The organism is Pseudomonas sp. R2-37-08W (genome assembly GCF_003851705.1).
Classification (GTDB): Bacteria; Pseudomonadota; Gammaproteobacteria; order Pseudomonadales; family Pseudomonadaceae; genus Aquipseudomonas.
On record NZ_CP027728.1, the window covers coordinates 2,528,096 to 2,544,365 of the forward strand.

Annotated in this window: 14 protein-coding genes; 8 read left to right on the forward strand and 6 right to left on the reverse strand. The window is 61.9% G+C overall.

All coding sequences use genetic code 11. The features are described from left to right. Positions 1 to 53: 53 nt before the first annotated feature. On the forward strand, positions 54 to 1,181 hold the full coding sequence (locus C4J93_RS11785; RefSeq protein WP_124429391.1) for an alkene reductase: 1,128 nt from the start codon (positions 54 to 56) through the stop codon (positions 1,179 to 1,181). 77 nt (positions 1,182 to 1,258) lie between these two features. Here C4J93_RS11785 and C4J93_RS11790 read toward each other — a convergent pair whose 3' ends face one another. Together C4J93_RS11790 and C4J93_RS11795 are read right to left on the reverse strand one after the other, a co-directional pair. Further along, positions 1,259 to 2,257 carry an NAD(P)H-quinone oxidoreductase gene (locus C4J93_RS11790; RefSeq protein WP_124403926.1) on the reverse strand — a complete coding sequence of 333 codons (999 nt, stop codon included), beginning with the start codon at positions 2,255 to 2,257 and terminating at the stop codon, positions 1,259 to 1,261. Then, a complete protein-coding gene (locus tag C4J93_RS11795; RefSeq protein WP_124409622.1) occupies positions 2,254 to 3,483 on the reverse strand; it encodes a YbfB/YjiJ family MFS transporter in 1,230 nt (409 codons plus the stop codon). Before C4J93_RS11795 ends, C4J93_RS11790 begins: the two co-directional genes overlap by 4 nt. Before the next feature lie 109 nt (positions 3,484 to 3,592). Here C4J93_RS11795 and C4J93_RS11800 point away from each other — a divergent pair, with 109 nt between their 5' ends. Both C4J93_RS11800 and C4J93_RS11805 read left to right on the forward strand, forming a co-directional pair. After that, on the forward strand, positions 3,593 to 4,468 hold the full coding sequence (locus C4J93_RS11800) for a LysR family transcriptional regulator (RefSeq protein ID WP_124370437.1): 876 nt from the start codon (positions 3,593 to 3,595) through the stop codon (positions 4,466 to 4,468). A gap of 81 nt (positions 4,469 to 4,549) precedes the next feature. Continuing rightward, the gene (locus tag C4J93_RS11805; RefSeq protein WP_124429392.1) at positions 4,550 to 4,936 is read left to right on the forward strand and encodes a DoxX family protein; all 387 of its coding nucleotides are present in this window, start codon (positions 4,550 to 4,552) and stop codon (positions 4,934 to 4,936) included. Positions 4,937 to 5,052: 116 nt separating this feature from the next. On the opposite strand, the gene C4J93_RS11810 is transcribed toward C4J93_RS11805, so the two are convergent. The 3 genes from C4J93_RS11810 to C4J93_RS11820 form a co-directional block, all read right to left on the reverse strand. Beyond that, complete coding sequence (locus C4J93_RS11810) at positions 5,053 to 5,871, reverse strand: alpha/beta fold hydrolase (RefSeq protein ID WP_124429393.1); 819 nt, start codon at positions 5,869 to 5,871, stop codon at positions 5,053 to 5,055. A gap of 112 nt (positions 5,872 to 5,983) precedes the next feature. Next, positions 5,984 to 7,375, reverse strand: coding sequence for an alginate export family protein (locus C4J93_RS11815; protein ID WP_124429394.1), 1,392 nt, complete (start codon positions 7,373 to 7,375; stop codon positions 5,984 to 5,986). After that, positions 7,372 to 8,268 carry a VOC family protein gene (locus C4J93_RS11820; protein WP_124429395.1) on the reverse strand — a complete coding sequence of 299 codons (897 nt, stop codon included), beginning with the start codon at positions 8,266 to 8,268 and terminating at the stop codon, positions 7,372 to 7,374. Before C4J93_RS11820 ends, C4J93_RS11815 begins: the two co-directional genes overlap by 4 nt. Positions 8,269 to 8,411: 143 nt before the next feature. Here C4J93_RS11820 and C4J93_RS11825 point away from each other — a divergent pair, with 143 nt between their 5' ends. Both C4J93_RS11825 and C4J93_RS11830 read left to right on the forward strand, forming a co-directional pair. Next, a complete protein-coding gene (locus tag C4J93_RS11825; RefSeq protein ID WP_124429396.1) occupies positions 8,412 to 9,479 on the forward strand; it encodes an NAD(P)-dependent alcohol dehydrogenase in 1,068 nt (355 codons plus the stop codon). A gap of 172 nt (positions 9,480 to 9,651) precedes the next feature. Next, positions 9,652 to 10,773 (forward strand): IS481 family transposase, encoded by a 1,122-nt coding sequence (locus C4J93_RS11830; protein WP_124429397.1) that lies wholly within the window; start codon positions 9,652 to 9,654, stop codon positions 10,771 to 10,773. Positions 10,774 to 11,471: 698 nt separating this feature from the next. Here C4J93_RS11830 and C4J93_RS11845 read toward each other — a convergent pair. Next, on the reverse strand, positions 11,472 to 12,044 hold the full coding sequence (locus C4J93_RS11845) for a PAS and helix-turn-helix domain-containing protein (protein WP_124403933.1): 573 nt from the start codon (positions 12,042 to 12,044) through the stop codon (positions 11,472 to 11,474). Between the two features lie 129 nt (positions 12,045 to 12,173). Between C4J93_RS11845 and C4J93_RS11850 the strand changes: the two genes are divergently transcribed. Genes C4J93_RS11850 through C4J93_RS11860 form a run of 3 tightly spaced genes read left to right on the forward strand, consistent with a single transcriptional unit; the run spans position 12,174 to position 16,238 of the window. Continuing rightward, on the forward strand, positions 12,174 to 13,352 hold the full coding sequence (locus tag C4J93_RS11850) for an acetyl-CoA acetyltransferase (RefSeq protein WP_124429399.1): 1,179 nt from the start codon (positions 12,174 to 12,176) through the stop codon (positions 13,350 to 13,352). A 3-nt stretch (positions 13,353 to 13,355) separates the two neighbouring features. Then, entirely contained in the window at positions 13,356 to 14,885 is a 1,530-nt protein-coding gene (locus C4J93_RS11855) for a class I adenylate-forming enzyme family protein (protein WP_124429400.1), read from the forward strand. A gap of 33 nt (positions 14,886 to 14,918) precedes the next feature. Beyond that, entirely contained in the window at positions 14,919 to 16,238 is a 1,320-nt protein-coding gene (locus tag C4J93_RS11860; RefSeq protein ID WP_124429401.1) for an MFS transporter, read from the forward strand. Positions 16,239 to 16,270 lie beyond the last annotated feature (32 nt).

The following is a 16,270-nucleotide window of genomic DNA, read 5'->3' on the forward strand; positions in this document are numbered from 1 at the left end:
GCGGCTCGCGAGAGTCGCCAGTGTTTTCGTTCGTCCTGAATTTGGAATATCCCATGGCTCGTCCATTGAACACCCCAGTAAAACTGGGACATCACACCTTGAACAACCGCATCGTGTTGCCGCCCCTGACGCGCCAGCGCAGTGCCCAACCCGGCGATATCGCCACCGACTTGATGGCCCGCTACTACCGTCAACGCGCCAGCGCCGGTTTCATGGTCAGCGAGGGCACCCAGATCGAGCCGCGTGGCCAGGGTTACGCGTGGACGCCGGGGATCTACACGCCGGCGCAGATCGACGGCTGGCGCAAGGTCACCGAGGCGGTGCATGCCGAGGGCGGGGTGATCTTCGCCCAGTTGTGGCATGTGGGCCGCGTATCCCATAACGCCTTGCAACCCGAGGGCGCCGCGCCGGTCGCACCGTCGGCGATCCAGGCCGTGCAAGCGAAGGCATTTATCGAAACCGCGCCGGGTGTCGGCGAGCTGAAACAGCCCCCGGTACCCCGTGCCCTGACGGTGCTGGAGATCGAGGAACTGGTCGGTCACTACGCACAGGCGGCGCGCAATGCACTGGACTCAGGCTTTGACGGGGTGGAGATTCATGCGGCCAACGGCTACCTGGTCAACCAGTTCATCTCGGCCCATTCGAACCAGCGTGAGGATGAATACGGCGGCTCACTGGACAACCGTCTGCGCTTTCTGCGCGAGATCGTCGAAGCCGTCTGCCGCGTAGTGGGTCCGGAACGTGTGGGCGTGCGCTTTTCGCCTTTGTTCAGCGGCACCGACCAAGATCGCGTGTACATCGGCCTGGTGGAAGAAGACCCGCACCACACCTACATCGAAGCGGTCAAAGTGCTGGAGCAGTCGGGTATCGCCTATGTGTCCATCGCCGAAGCCGACTGGGATAACGCCCCCGTCCTGCCGCACAGCTTCCGCCAGGCCGTGCGCAGCACCTTCAGCGGGCGCATCATCTATGCCGGTCGCTACACCGCTGAGCGTGGCGCGCAACTGGTACAGGCAGGGCTGGCGGACCTGATTGCATTCGGGCGGCCGTTTATTGCCAACCCGGACTTGCCGCAGCGGATTTTCAATGGCTGGCCGTTGAATGCGTTGAAGGCTGAAGGGTTGTATGGCGGGACTGAGGCGGGGTATGTCGATTATCCGGAATATGCCAAACCGGACTGAGCTGAGCGTTACCCCTGTAGGGGAGGGCTTCGCCCTCCAGCGGGAGCAAGCTCCCTCGCCACAGGGGCGGGAAGGGTTTATTCGACGCGCAACACAATCTTGCCGATATGGTCCCCGCCTTCCATGCGGGCGTGGGCCTGGGCGGCGTCGGTGTATTCATACACCTTGTCGATGATCGGCAGGCAGCGCCCTTCGCTCAACACTGGCCAGATATGTTCACGCAACTGCTCGGCAATCGCGGCCTTTTCTTCGCGAGTGCGGGCGCGCAGTAGCGAACCGGTGATCACCGCGCGTTTGCCGAGAATGGTCAACAGGTCCACATCATTGGCCTTGCCGCCACCGAGAAAGCCCAGCATCACCAAATGGCCGTCCATGCCCAGGGCCTTGAGGTTGTTGTTGAGGTAGGAGGCCCCCATGATGTCGAGGATCACATCCACGCCCTGGCCGGCGGTCTTCTCGGCGATGACCTGGGCAAAATCTTCCTCGCGATAATTGATCGGCTGCGCGCCGAGCTTGGCAATTGCCGCGCATTTATCGGCGCTGCCGGCGGTGGCGAAGGCCTGGATACCGAATTCCTGGCAGAGCATCAAGGCGGTGGTGCCGATGCCGCTGGTGCCGCCGTGGATCAAGGCGCGTTCGCCGCTGCAGGCGCCGCCCAGACCGAACAGGTTGGCCCAGACGGTGAAGAAGGTTTCCGGCACGGCAGCGGCCTGAATCCAGTCCATGCCTTCGGGAATCGGCAACGCCTGGCTGGCCGGCACCGCGCAGAACTGCGCATAGCCGCCGCCATTGGTCAGGGCGCAGACCTTATCGCCGAGCGCGTATTGATCCACGCCTTCGCCCAGCGCCACCACTTCACCGGCCACTTCCAGGCCGGGTATCGGGCTCATGCCGGGTTTCATCGGGTACTTGCCGGCCCGCTGCAAGGCGTCGGGGCGGTTGACCCCGGCCGCATGCACGCGAATCAGGATCTCGCCCGGGCCGGCCACCGGTACGTCTGCACGTCGCGGTTGCAGCACTTCGGGGCCGCCGGGAGCGGTGATTTCGATCAGGGTCATTTCTTGAGGCAGGGTCATGAAGGGGTTCCTGTGACGATGAGCGTATGGGTTGGGACCGTGGCGAGCGGTCGACGGTTCAGCCAGATCATGCCCGCTTCCAGCAACAGTGCAACCACAATGGCGCCAGCCGCGATCAGGAACAACAGCCCATGCTGGCCGCCACTGCCATTGAACAGCGCCGAGTAGGCAAAGCCGGCGAGCGCCTGGAAGGTGGCAAAAGACACCGTCGCCCGGCTCCAGGCGATTTGCTGCGAGTGATGCTCGGGGATCAGTTCGTGGATTCGCGCCAGCGCCAGCGGCACAATGCCCGGCGGGAACGAGCCGAGGATCAGCGCCAATACGGCAAGGGCCACGAACGAGCTGGAGACCGCCAGCGAGCCCAATGCAATCGCCTGTATCACCAGCACGACGCGAATACTCAAGCGGGCACCGAGGGTGTCGGCAAGAAATCCGTAGGTCACCGGCCCGACGATGGCGCCCAGGCCATACATCACCCAGATCATCGCCCCGACATGCGCCCCGGCACCCAAGCCGCGTGCCACGTAATCCACCAGGAACACCATGGCCGGCACCAGGCCCGCCGCCATGAAGGCGTATTGCGCGAACAGCAGGTACACCGCTGCCGGTGTCGGCGCTTTAGCCGTTGGCGGCGTTGCCTCCTGCAGCGTGCCGTTGGGCCAGGCGAACCAACTGGCGGCGGTCAGCACCAGGGCCAGCAGGCCCAGGCCGAACCAGGTCTGCTGCAGGCCCAGACTCAACAACGGCGGCACGATTGTGCCGGAGCCGGCGATGCCCAAGCCGATGCCGAGGAAAATCGCGCCACTGGCCACGCCACGGCGCGGGGCCGGAACATGCGGCAGCACGGTCGCCGCTACCAACACCATGATCGCGCCGCCGGCGATGCCCGACAGCAAGCGCCAGGCGAAGAACCACAGCACCGACAACGGATAGCCACAGGCGAAAAACGCCAGGGTCACTGCCACCATCATCAGGCGCAGCGCCGTTTTGTTGGACGTCGCTCGGGCGATGGGCCGTCCGATCAGCGCGCCCACCAGGTAACCCACCAGGTTCGCGGCGCCGAGGTAGACCACGTCGCTGGCGGAAAACCACTGGGCCTGGATCAGCGCGGGGATCAACGGCGTATAGGCAAAGCGCGCCAGGCCGATGCTGACCAGGCTGGCGCAGAGCCCGGCGAAGATCGGTAACCAGACGGCGTTTCGGGATGAAGCCTGTGTGTGCAGCATGATTGCGGTCCTGGATATTTTTCTGTGGCGCCCAGCATAGCCAGGATTGCTGATGCAATAATGCAGCGAATTTGCGGCGCGTTGATGCGTTTACGCAGCGGAGGTATTGATGAATTGGGACGATGCGCGAGTGTTCCTCGCGGTATGCCGGGAAACCACATTACGTGGCGCGGCTCGGGTGCTGGGCGTGGACCAGGCCACGGTCGGGCGGCGGATCAACGCCTTGGAAAAGTCCCTCGGCGCGACGTTGTTCCTGCGCACTTCCGAGGGCTATGCCTTGACCGCCGTCGGCGAAGCCGCGTTGCTTTCGGTGGAAAAAATGGAGCGTTCGGCCCTGGAGTTGCAGCGCCAGATACAAGGGCTGGATGAGCGTCTCACCGGCACCGTGCGCGTCAGCACCACCGACTCTTTGGCCATCGACTTCCTGATCCCGGCCATCGCGCGTCTGCATGAGCAGCACCCGGACGTGCGCGTGCAGCTGGACGCCTCGACCCAGTTCCTCAGCCTGGCCAAGCGTGAAACCGATATCGCCGTGCGTAATATCCGCCCGGACAATCCGGACCTGATCGCCCGGCGCATCGCCCGCTGGCCGGTGGGGCTGTTCGCGGCGCAGTCCTATATCGACCGCCACGGCGTGCCGGAACCCGGCAGCCTGTTCGAAGGCCATGACCTGGTGGTGTATCAACCCTACCTGCAAAGCCAGAAAGACTTGACGCTGGTCTGCGAACCGTTGGGGCGCGGGCGGATTGTGGCAGCGTTGAGCTCCAGCCTGCTGGTACGCCGCGCAATTGCCGCCGGCATTGGCATCGGCGAGATCCCGGTGTACACCGGCGAACGCGACGGCCTGGTCCGCCTGTGGCCGCAGCGCACGCGACCGTTGCCCTATGACGTCTGGCTGGTAACCCACGCCGACCTGCGTCATACCGCACGGGTGCGGGTGGTGATCGATGAAATCGTTGCGGGTTTTTCAGCGTCGCCGACCTAAGGTCAGCACACGCCTGCAAGCCCATCGTCGCGGCCAGGGCCACACTGGCGGTCGGTCATTTTCGACGGACACAGGTGGCATATGAACGAAACAAAAAAACAAGATGTCGGGCTGTTGTTCCTGCGGGTCAGCGGGGCGCTGTTTTTGCTGTGGGTGCATGGGTTGCCGAAGCTGCTCAACTACAGCGACCAGTTGAAGCTGATCGAAGACCCGTTTCACCTGGGCGCGCCGATCACCTTGCTGCTGGCCATATTTGCCGAGGTGCTGTGCCCGCTGCTGATCATCGCGGGGGTGTGGACGCGCCTGGCATGCCTGCCGATCCTGGCGGTGCTGGTGATCGCGCTGCTGGTGGTGCATCCGGAATGGACGCTGTTCGAAGGGCAGTTTGGCTGGCTGTTGATGATTATCTTCACCAGCATTCTGATTGCGGGGCCGGGGAGTCTGAGGCTGGGGCAGCGATTGGCCTGAATAGTAAAGGTGATTCAACTGTGGGAGGGGGCTTGCTCCCGATAGCGGTGGGTCAGTTATCAGTACACTGACTGAACCACCGCTATCGGGAGCAAGCCCCCTCCCACAGGGGTTACTCAGCGGTTCAGGAAGGCCAGCAGGTCTTCATTGAGCTGCTGGGTGTGGGTGGCGGCAAACCCGTGGGGCGCATCTTTGTACACCTTCAGTTGCGCGCCCTTGATCATCTCGGCGGCAACTTTGCCAGTGGTTTCGAACGGAACGATCTGGTCACCGTCACCGTGGATGACCAGGGTCGGCACGTCGATTTTCGCCATGTCCGGGCGGAAGTCGGTCTGGGAGAACGCGGTGACGCAATCCACGGTGGCTTTCAGCGAGGCTTGCAGCGCGATCTGCAGGGTCTGGGTGAGCACGCCCTCCGAGACTTTCTGGCCCTTGTTGAGGCCAAAGAACGGCGTGTTGAAATCGCTGATGAATTGCGCGCGGTCCTTCAGCAGGCCGGCCTTGATGCCATCGAAGACGTCGTTGGGCACGCCCTGCGGGTAATCGGCTTTCTGCCCGAAGATCGGCGTCACCGCACCCAGCAGTACCAGCCCGGCGACCCGCGCGCTGCCATGGCGCGCGATATAGCGGGCCACATCACCGCCACCCATGGAGAAACCCACCAGGGTCACGTCCGTCAGGTCAAGGTGTTCGATCAACTGGGCGATATCGTCGGCGAAGGTGTCGTAGTCGTTGCCGGTCCACGGCTGGTCCGAGCGACCAAAGCCTCGGCGGTCGAACGCGATCGTGCGAAAGCCACGGCTGCTCAGGTATTCCATCTGGTATTCCCACATGTCGGCATCCAGCGGCCAGCCGTGGCTGAACAGCACGGGTTTGCCGCTGCCCCAGTCCTTGAAGTAGATCTGGGTACCGTCTTTGGCAACGAATGTGCTCATCTGAAACTCCTGTGTCTGCATGAAAAGACTGAGTAAAAAATCCGCCTTGTTACATCGCGAAAAGCCTGCGCCAAAAAAACAAGCCGGGCTTGTATCGGTGTGCTTGCCTCAATTACCAACTGAACTTGAGCTCCATGCCCAGGTAGTTGCTGTCGTGCCCGCCGGCATCACGCAGGGTCTGGCCGACCGCGTAGTGCACGGCTTCGACCGCGCCGGTCAGGTTCGGCGTGAAGGCGTAGTCGGTTCTCAGCTGACCGTAGGCACCGGTCCAGCGTTCACCCTGGCCCGCAGTGCCGGCGACCGGCAGGTTGGGCTGGGTGTAGACCGCATCCGCAGTGGTTTGCCGCCACAGCAGGCCGATGGCGGTTTGCACGCTGAGCTTGGCGATCGGCTTGACGGTGATCGATGGCTTGACGTGAATCAGGTTGCTGTAGCCGGTATAGCCCGCCAGGGAAAAGTAGTAGCCGTTGGGAAACAGCGGGTTAAAGGTGCCGACGGTGCCGTCACCGGTTTTGCGATCGCCCGAGGCAATGTCCAGTTGCAGGCCCAGGCGCGGCTTCCACGCCAGGCTGTCGAAGGTGTAGCCGGTGCGGCTGCCGCCGGCCCAGGCGCGAATATCTTTGCTGCCCACCGAGCCGCCTTGCAGCATGGCTTCGATGTCCCAGTCGAAGCCCTGGGCCGCGCCACCCAGGCGCGCATCGAACAGCTGGCGCGTTTCGTCGCCATCGGCGTCCAAGTAGTGCGCCGCGCTGCGCTCATACACGCCGTAGTAGGCCGACAGCTCATTTGTGCCGCCCACCAGGCGCTCGACCCGCAGCATATGAAAACGCGCGTCACTGTTGGACTTGTCGTCGAAATGCCGGCCATCCTGGTACTGCACCGGTTGGCTGGCGATCCCGATAAAGCGCCAGTTCGGCGTTTCCCAGTCGGCCCACAACGCATCGAACGACTGCCGCACATTCGGGCCGTCCCGTGACGAAATGAAGCGCTGCAAGTCGAAGGCAAAGTCCTGGCGACCGATACGGCTCTTGAACGTGCCGCTGCTGAAGGTGTTCACGTATTCGGCGAAGGCCAGGCGCAAATCCACGCGGTTCTGATCGGCGCCGCCCAGGGTGGTTTTGTCATAGGCGCGCACGTCCTCGAGCTGGGTGAACACGCGCCAGTGTTCATTCAAATGCAGGTCGGCATGAACCTGGAAGCGCTGGATCAGGTAGCGATCACGGGCCACGTTCTTCACGCCGAAACCGCTGGCGTCATTCATCTCGAAACGCTCGCGCAAGGTCGCGCCCAGGGACAGGTAGGTGAACGGGTTGGCGCCCGACAGCGGGATGTACTTGAGGGTGTCCAGCGGCTGCGTGCGCAGCACCGGATCCTTGAGCACCGACCAGTCTTCCTGCCAGCGATTGGCCTTGATCGCCGGTCGGCTCGGTGAATCGTCGGCGTGGACGCTGCCGACGAGCAGCGGCCACAGCACGGCCAGGCTCCAGCCTGTGTGCCGGATCATTTTTTCGCGGTGAGTTGGTGAATTTCCGCGACATAACCGCCGGGGAATTCGACCATTGCACTGCGCCGGCCTTTGCTGTCGAACTCGGGCACCAGCACCTTAGCGCCAGACCCGCTGGCCTTGCCGAGGGTGGCGGCCAGGTCGCTGACTTGATAGCCGGTGGTGTCGTGGCCGAACGGGTAGGGCAGATGGCCATTGGTAACCAGCACCGCCATGCGCCCGAAGGCTGACTCGATCTCGACGCGACGGTACTCGCCGCCCGCTTGGCCGACATCAGCGGCGGGAGCGTGCTTGTCGTCGTTCACTATTTTGCCGTGGGAGAAGCCGAGGAACGCCTTGATAAAGCGCTCGGCGCTGTCATTGGACACATACACGCGGTTCTCCGGAACCGCCTCGAACGCCGCGTAGTCCGGGGCCTTGGTGTGCCAGTAGAGCTGCATGTTGACGCCGCCCGGCCACTGCACCACGGCATCACGGCCGATGGGGTCGGGAAAATCGCTGACGATCACATCGGCGCCATTGTCCCGCGCCGCCTTGAGGGCTATGTCCATGTCCTTGACCAGATAGCCGTTGCGTTCCTGGCCGAACGGATGCGGCACGGGCGTGGTGAAGCCGAACAACGAGACCGTGCCCGCCGGGGTTTGCAGCAATTGCGAAGTGGTGCTGCTCGGCACCGGCAGCACATTCACCACCACCTGGGGCGTGCTCTTGCCGCCGAAGGTGGCCAGGAAACTCTGGGCGAAACGGTCGACATCGGCCGGCGCCACATACACGTGGCTGGTGTCGTATTGCGGCGCCACGGCGACGCTTGGGGTGGCCGCCAAAGCGCTGTTCATCATGGCGCTTGCCAACAGCGTCAATGCTACGGATACCTTGATTGCTTTGTTACGCATGCCCATTCTCCAGCGCTCGGGTTCGAAAGCCGTGAGGTTAGGGGGCAGGCGCCATTGGGAATTGTATGGACGTGCTCGGTTGAACGTTTCAGCGGCCAGGCGTGTCCACCGAACTCTTCCGTCAGATCACACAGGTGAACGAAATGGCCAAGACTTACAGCTATGCCGCTCGGGACTCCAAGGATTCGCTCAAGCCCTTTACCTTCGAGCGCCGCGCCCCCGGCGCGGATGACGTACAGATCGAGATTCTTTATTGCGGGGTATGCCATTCCGACCTGCACACCGCCCGCAACGAGTGGAACAACACCCTGTACCCGTCGGTGCCCGGCCATGAAATCGTCGGCCGTGTGACGGCGGTCGGCGCGAATGTGAAGACATTCAAGGTGGGTGACCTGGCGGGTGTCGGTTGTATGGTCGACAGCTGCCAGCAGTGCGCATCCTGTGCCGAGGGCGAGGAGCAGTATTGCGAGAACGGCTTTACCGGCACCTATAACGGCCCGCTGTTCGGTGGCGAGAATACCTACGGCGGTTATTCGGACAACATCGTGGTCAAGCAGCAATTCGTGCTGCGCATCTCCCACGATGATTCGAACCTGGCGGCGGTGGCGCCGTTGCTGTGTGCCGGGATTACCACCTATTCGCCGCTGCACCACTGGAAGGTCGGCCCAGGCAAGAAGGTCGGAGTGGTCGGCCTTGGCGGGCTTGGGCATATGGCGGTGAAGATTGCCCACGCCATGGGGGCGCATGTGACGTTGTTCACCACTTCGCCGAACAAGCGTGAAGGTGGGCTGCGTTTGGGCGCTGATCAGGTGGTGGTGTCGAAGAATGCCGATGAGATGGCCAAGGTGGTCAACAGCCTGGATTTTATCCTCAATACGGTGGCTGCGCCCCATGACCTTGATGCGTTTATCAACCTGCTCAAGCGTGATGGCACGATGACGCTGGTGGGGGCGCCGGACAGTCCGCATCCGTCGCCTGCGGTATTCAACCTGATTTTCAAGCGGCGCAGTTTGGCGGGGTCGTTGATTGGTGGGATTCAGGAGACTCAGGAGATGCTGGATTTTTGCGCTGAGCATGGGATTGTTTCGGATGTTGAGATGATTGATATCCAGGGGATTAATGAGGCGTATGAGCGGATGCTCAAGGGGGATGTGAAGTACCGGTTTGTGATTGATATGGAGAGTTTGAAGAGGGAAAGTCAGGTGGCTTGATCTAGTTGGGTTGGATTGAGTACATATCCGTTGCTGCGGTAACGGCTACTTAGGGTTCCGCTCTTACAGCGGGTCACTTTTGGAAGGACCTGTACGGACCGGACACATGGTTGACGGGTGTGCGGGGACATGGTGGACACTTTTGGCGAACCCACTTCGCCGGAAAGCCATCATGCCCTGGACCACGAGAGACGCCATGAGCCTGAAAGAAGAGTTCGTTGCTTTAGCACGGCAACCCGGCAGCAATAAACGTGAGTTGTGTCGACGATTCGGTATCAGCCCGCAAACGGCCTACAAGTGGTTGAAACGCTATGAAGTGCAGGGGCAGTCTGGACTGCAGGAGAAGTCCCGAAAACCTGTAACTAGCCCAAAGCTAACCGCGCCAGCTCTGGAAGCGGAAGTCATAGCGCTTAGGCAAGCACATCCAGCTTGGGGCGGACGCACAATCAGCAGCCTCTTAAAAAAGCAGATTGCTCCTAGCACTGTCACCAATGTTCTGCACCGACACGGGTTGATTCAGCCTGTTCAGAAGGAACAAGAAGCAAAGCTGAGATTTGAACACGATGCACCTAACGATCTTTGGCAGATGGATTTCAAAGGGCACTTCCCAACGCAAGAAGGCCGATGCCATCCCCTGACGTTGTTGGACGATCACTCACGATTCAATTTGGCGATTCAAGCTTGTGATAACGAGCGTGGAGTCACCGTGAAGGAAAAGATGATCGAGGTATTCCAGCGCTTTGGTTTACCGGCTCGCATCAACGTTGACAATGGACCGCCATGGGGCTCGCCACGCAATCCTGGGGAAATCACAGAACTAAGTATCTGGTTGATTCGCCTGGGGATCAGGATCAGCTTCAGTCGTCCTTATCACCCTCAAACCAATGGAAAGATTGAGCGTTTCCATCGTTCACTCAAAGCGGAGGTGCTTGATGGGCGTCAATTCTCCACGATCAAGGATGCTCAAACAGCGTTTGATCAATGGCGTGAGGTCTATAACTTAAAACGCCCTCACCAAGCACTGGACTACAAGGTGCCTATGGACCGGTATCGAGCGAGCCCCTGGGCTTATCCGCAGCAGCTATCGGAGTTTGAATATGGGCCAGATGATGTGCTGGCCAAGGTTTATCACAGCCGATTTCGCTTTCAAAAACGTTATTTCAGCATCGCCAAGGGGCTGGTTGGGCAGCACATCGCAGTTCGGCCTAACCCTGAAAGTGACGGGCGCTTTAACGTCTACTTCTGCCACCACTTCCTACGAACGATCGACGTGAGCAAACCGGACTATGATTGATAATGTGTCAACTATGTCCCCGCACATGTGTCCACCATGTGTCCGGTCCGTACAGAAGGACCCAAAAGTAACCAAAAGGTCCTCGCCCCACCACTCGGCACCTCGCTTAGGCTCGGTGTGCCCGAACGCAGGCTTGAATCCGTGGGCCGCCGCCATGCGCCATCCATGGCGCAGGGCGGCTAACCCGGCGTCCTGCCGGGTTACCCACGGATTCAAGCCTGCGTTCGGCCAGCGTGGTTAACGGGGCGACTGAGATCAAGATCCAAAGCAAGAGCAAGAGCCAGATCAAAAGATTGCTGACTTCGTCAGCGTCTGAGGAAGTAGAAGCGACACCTCGCACGCTTCAATAATCAGGTCGGCTCTAAGGCCGCCTCGCTTTGCTTTTGATTTTGCTTTTGATCTTAAGCGCCCCGTTAAACCACGCTGGCCGGAATTCGACAGTGATTTGGGGGGTAAACCGGCAGGACGCCGGTTTAGCCGCCCCGCGCCATGGATGGCGCGTGGTGGCGGCCCCCCAAATCACTGTCGGATTACGGGCACACCGAGCCTAGGCGAGGTGCCGAGTGGTGGGGCAAGAGCCCTTTGGTTACTTTGGGGCTCTTTTCCAAAGTGACCCGCTGTAAGAGCGGAACCGCCAGCCGCCATGACCTAAATAACGGATATGTACTCGGTCAATTCCAAAAAAATCCCGGCCAACCTCAAGCCACCATGATGATCTTGGACACCAACTCCACCACCGTCTTGGCCTGCAACTTCCTCATCAACCGCGCCCGATGCACCTCCACCGTCCGATGCGAAATCCCCAATCTCAGCGCGATTTCCTTGGACTTGAGCCCGTTGACAATGTGCATGGCAATCTCCCGCTCCCGCGGCGTAAGGTCTCCTGTGCCCTGATGGGTGCGGTCCAGCCGCTCGAAGTGCCAGATCATCAACTTGAACGGATCCCTGGGCGTGAGCGTGTAGCCATGGGACCTGGCCCAGAACACCTCGCCGTTGCGATGCTGCATGAAGCGCTCGTCGGAATAAAAACCGCTGTCGCTGTCGAGCAACCACTCATGGCTGCGCTTGCCGATGGCGTGGTAGTCGGCCTGGGACGGGTAAATCAGCAGGGTCAATTGATTGACCAACGTCGCGTGGGTGTAGCCGAACAGGTTCAGGAACGCGTCGTTGCAGTCGATGATCACGCGGTTGCTGGTGACCAGCTGCGGCGCGGGGGACAGCTTGAACGCCAGGCGTTCAAGGTTCTGCAATGGCGGGGTAATCACGGTCATGGGCATCCTGCCTCGTTGTTCAACTGACTGGCGGACTACTTATCCATGTAAGTAGTTACACGAATTGGCCCGCGACCAGAGGTGGGTCATTGTAGGGAAAGTCCGGTTCAAGAACAGAAGAAATTGATTATGCCTGTTGATTGCGTGTCTATCGTTGCCGCTGGTCATTCGCGTTTTGGTCGCTTGGAAGGCACCACGCTGGAAGATCTGATTGTTCAGGTCACGCGGGAGGCCTTGAGCGATGCCGCCCTTGAGGCGGCGCAAATCGACGCGCTGTTCCTCGGCCATTTCAATTCCGGGCTGGTGCCGGATGGGTTTGCCGCGTCGTTGTTGCTGCAGGCCGACCCTGGGCTGCGCTTCAAGCCGGCCACCCGCTGTGAGAACGCCTGTGCATCTGGTTCGGCGGCGATCCAGGCCGGCGTCAATGCGATTCTCTCCGGCAGCGCCGAATTGGTGCTGGTGGTGGGGGCCGAGAAAATGACCCATACCTCCACGGCCGCCGTTACCCAGGCGCTGGCCGGCGCCGGTTACCAGAACGACGCGGCCGAAGCCGGGCTGAGTTTCCCGCAGTTGTTCGGCCGCGCCGCTCGCCAATACGCCGAGCGCTACCATTGCCCGCTGGGCTCGATGGCGGCGATTGCCACCAAGAACCACTCCAATGCCATGGCCAACCCGTTGGCGCAGATGCACCGCGAGATGAATTTCGAGCACTGCAATAACGTGTCCCAAAGCAACCCGTTCGTGGCCGAGTCGCTGCGCCTCACCGATTGCTCGCTGATCAGCGATGGCGCTGCGGCGATTGTGCTGGCGTCGCCCAAGCGTGCGCGGGCGTTTCGCCGTGATGTGCAGATTCGCGCGATGACCCAGGTCAATGACACATTGCCCATCGCCCAGCGCGACATCCTGGCATTCGAAGGCCCGCAGCGGGCGATTCATTCGGCGCTGCGCGGGGCGAATGTGACCCTGGCCGACCTGAGCTTCGCCGAGGTGCATGATTGCTTCACCATCGCCGAACTGCTGATCTACGAAGCCATGGGCCTGGCGCCCAAGGGCGAGGGGCACCGTGTGCTCGACAGCGGCGTGGTGCGTGCCGGCGGGCGCTTGCCGGTGAACCTTTCCGGTGGGCTCAAGGCCAAGGGCCATCCCGTCGGCGCGACCGGTGTTTCGATGCATGCCCTGGCATTCCGGCAATTGACCGGCGAGCCGATTGGCCTGGCGGTGCCCAACGCGGAGTTCGGCCTGGTGTTCAACATGGGCGGCATGGCGGTGGCCAACTATGCTTCGGTCCTGCACGCGCGCCGGTACTGAGCCATGAACATTGCCAATTGGTTGCACGACACCCAGCGTCGCGACCCGCAACGCCCGGCGTTGTTCGACGGCGCCCGGCAAGTGGCTGACTACGCCACCTTCGCCGCCCATGTGCGCCAGCGCGCCGCGCACCTGGTCGACCAGCACGGCTTGCAGCCAGGGGACGCGGTGGCGGTGCTGATGAAAAACAGCTGCGATTACCTGGAGTTGCTCTACGCCATCTGGTGGATGGGCGCGGTGGCGGTACCGATCAATGCCAAGCTGCACCCGACCGAGGCGGCATGGATCGCGGATAACGCCGAAGCACGTGTGATCTTTACCGATGGCGGCCGGGTGTTTTCATCGCGGGATTTGCCTGCGCGCTGCACGGAACTTGACGGTCACGTGCTGCCACCGAACCAGGGCTGGCCAACCCTGGAGCAACCGGTACCGCGCCAGGACAACGACCTTGCCTGGCTGTTCTACACCTCCGGCACCACCGGGCGTTCCAAGGGTGTGATGCTGTCCCATGGCAACCTGATCGCCATGTCGTTGTGCTACGCCACCGACGTCGACCCGGTCAGCGCCGCCGATGCCGCGCTGTACGCCGCGCCGATGTCCCATGGCGCCGGGCTCTACAACTTTATTCACGTACGCTGCGGCGCGCGGCATGTGGTGCCGGCGTCCAACGGTTTTGACGCCGCCGAGTTGTTCGGGCTGGCGGCAGAGTTGGGCAGCGTCTCACTGTTTGCCGCGCCGACCATGGTCAAGCGCATGGTCGAGCAGGCACGGCAACAGGGCTATCACGGCGAAGGCATCAAGACCATCGTCTACGGCGGCGGCCCGATGTACCTGGCTGACTTGCGCGACGCCGTCGACACGTTCGGCCCCCGCCTGGTGCAGATCTACGGCCAGGGCGAGAGCCCGATGACCATCAGCGTGTTGCCCCGTGGGCTGATCGCCGACCGCCAGCGCGCCGACTGGGCGACCCTGGCCGCGTCCGTAGGCTACGCGCAAGCCTGCGTGGAAATCCGCATTCTCGATGCCCGCCACCGATCGTTGCCGACCGGCGAGCGCGGTGAGATCGCGGTGCGCGGCGCCACGGTGATGCAAGGCTATTGGCGCAATCCGCCGGCCACCAGCGACACCCTGGTCGAGGGTTGGCTGCTCACCGGTGATATCGGCTTTCTCGACCCCGCCGGCTACCTGACCCTCACGGATCGCTCCAAGGACGTGATCATCAGCGGCGGCAGCAATGTGTACCCGCGCGAAGTCGAGGAGGTGCTGGCCCAGCATCCCGAGGTGTTCGAAGTGTGCGTGGTGGGCGAGCCGGACCCGCAATGGGGCGAGTCGGTGGTGGCGTTTGTGGTGACGCGCAGCGGCGAGCCCCTCGACGAAGGTGAGCTCACGGCATGGTTTGTGGCGCGCATGGCCTCGTTCAAAAAACCGAAAAAATATGTGTGGCGCAGCGATTTACCCAAGAACAGCTACGGCAAAGTCCTCAAGACCGACTTGCGGCAGTGGTTGAAAGCAGCGACTATCGCCGCGCTTTAGCACGGATCGACCAACAGACAAGGAGTCCCCCCGATGGGCAATCACGCGCAAGACACCGTCCGCAAACGCCGCCGCGCGTTTCTCGGTGCCACCTCCGGCCACTTGATCGAGTGGTATGACTACGGCGTCTACGGCTTTCTTGCCGTGTATATCGGCCAGGCGTTCTTCGTTTCCGACGACCCCACCACCAGCCTGCTGGCCAGTTTTGCCGCGTTCGCCCTGAGCTTCTTCATCCGCCCGTTGGGCGGGCTGTTCTTCGGCCCGCTGGCGGACAAGATCGGCCGGCGTAAAACCCTGATCATGGCGCTGGTGATGATGACCGGCTCCACGGTAATGCTGGGGCTGCTGCCGACCTATGCCACCCTCGGCATCGTCGCCCCGATCCTGTTGATCCTGGTGCGCTGCGTGCAAGGCTTCTCGGCGGGCGGTGAGATCGGCACCGTGACCAGCTTCATTTCCGAATACGCCGGCCCTGGCCGACGCGGCTTTGCCACCTGCTGGCTGATGGTCACCGCGGTGCTCGGCCTGCTGCTGGGTGGCGCCGTGGCCAACGGCATGACCTGGGTGCTGGGCGCCGAGGTCATGCAGGAATGGGCCTGGCGCGTGCCGTTCCTGATCGCCGCGCCCCTGGGCTTCATCTCCATGTACATCCGCCTCAAGCTTGAAGACAGCCCTGAGTTCCTGGCCTTGCAACGTGCCGGGCAAACTTCCCGTGCGCCCCTGCGCGAGGTCTGGCAGTGGAAGCGCGCCATCGCCCTGGTGTTCTTCATCATCACCTTGCACAGCTCGATCTTTTACCTGGTCCTGACTTTCGCCTCGACCTACATGGCCAAGATTCTCAAGTTCGACAGCGGCACCACCTTGCTCTATGTGTTCGTCGCCAGTTTCTCGGCGGCCTTCGTCATGCCGTTCGGTGGCGCATTCACCGATAAATACGGGCGCAAGCCGTTCCTGATGGTGGTCGGCACGCTGGCGACCCTGGCGATGTTCTGGCTGTTCAAGATGGCCCCGACCGCAACGCCGGCAACGTTCTTTGCGCCGTTGATGGCGGTGGCGATTCTGTTCGGCCTCTATGCTTCGTCCACCTATGCGCTGATGAGCGAACTGCTGCCCACACGCATCCGTTCCACCGGCATCGCCGTGGCGTACAACGTGCCGGTGGCGGTATTTGGCGGCAGCGCGCCGCTGATCTCCACTTGGCTGATCAAGGTGACCGGCGACATTACCTCGCCCTGGTACTTTTACGTGGCGACCGGAGTGGTGTCGTTGATTGCCTTGGTGCTGTTGCGCAAGGACGACTTCGTGGCCAGCGCCAGCCCGGTGGCGGCGCCTGCGGGGGCTGCATTGGCCTGAGGCGTTGCATCGGCGCGCTGACTGCGCCAGGC

Bases quoted from the DNA above. Each gene is read 5' to 3' on its own strand.
- C4J93_RS11785 (WP_124429391.1), top strand. From the start codon at position 54: ATGGCTCGTCCATTGAACACCCCAGTAAAACTGGGACATCACACCTTG.
- C4J93_RS11790 (WP_124403926.1), bottom strand. From the start codon at position 2,257: ATGACCCTGCCTCAAGAAATGACCCTGATCGAAATCACCGCTCCCGGC.
- C4J93_RS11795 (WP_124409622.1), bottom strand. From the start codon at position 3,483: ATGCTGCACACACAGGCTTCATCCCGAAACGCCGTCTGGTTACCGATC.
- C4J93_RS11800 (WP_124370437.1), top strand. From the start codon at position 3,593: ATGAATTGGGACGATGCGCGAGTGTTCCTCGCGGTATGCCGGGAAACC.
- C4J93_RS11805 (WP_124429392.1), top strand. From the start codon at position 4,550: ATGAACGAAACAAAAAAACAAGATGTCGGGCTGTTGTTCCTGCGGGTC.
- C4J93_RS11810 (WP_124429393.1), bottom strand. From the start codon at position 5,871: ATGAGCACATTCGTTGCCAAAGACGGTACCCAGATCTACTTCAAGGAC.
- C4J93_RS11815 (WP_124429394.1), bottom strand. From the start codon at position 7,375: ATGATCCGGCACACAGGCTGGAGCCTGGCCGTGCTGTGGCCGCTGCTC.
- C4J93_RS11820 (WP_124429395.1), bottom strand. From the start codon at position 8,268: ATGCGTAACAAAGCAATCAAGGTATCCGTAGCATTGACGCTGTTGGCA.
- C4J93_RS11825 (WP_124429396.1), top strand. From the start codon at position 8,412: ATGGCCAAGACTTACAGCTATGCCGCTCGGGACTCCAAGGATTCGCTC.
- C4J93_RS11830 (WP_124429397.1), top strand. From the start codon at position 9,652: ATGCCCTGGACCACGAGAGACGCCATGAGCCTGAAAGAAGAGTTCGTT.
- C4J93_RS11845 (WP_124403933.1), bottom strand. From the start codon at position 12,044: ATGACCGTGATTACCCCGCCATTGCAGAACCTTGAACGCCTGGCGTTC.
- C4J93_RS11850 (WP_124429399.1), top strand. From the start codon at position 12,174: ATGCCTGTTGATTGCGTGTCTATCGTTGCCGCTGGTCATTCGCGTTTT.
- C4J93_RS11855 (WP_124429400.1), top strand. From the start codon at position 13,356: ATGAACATTGCCAATTGGTTGCACGACACCCAGCGTCGCGACCCGCAA.
- C4J93_RS11860 (WP_124429401.1), top strand. From the start codon at position 14,919: ATGGGCAATCACGCGCAAGACACCGTCCGCAAACGCCGCCGCGCGTTT.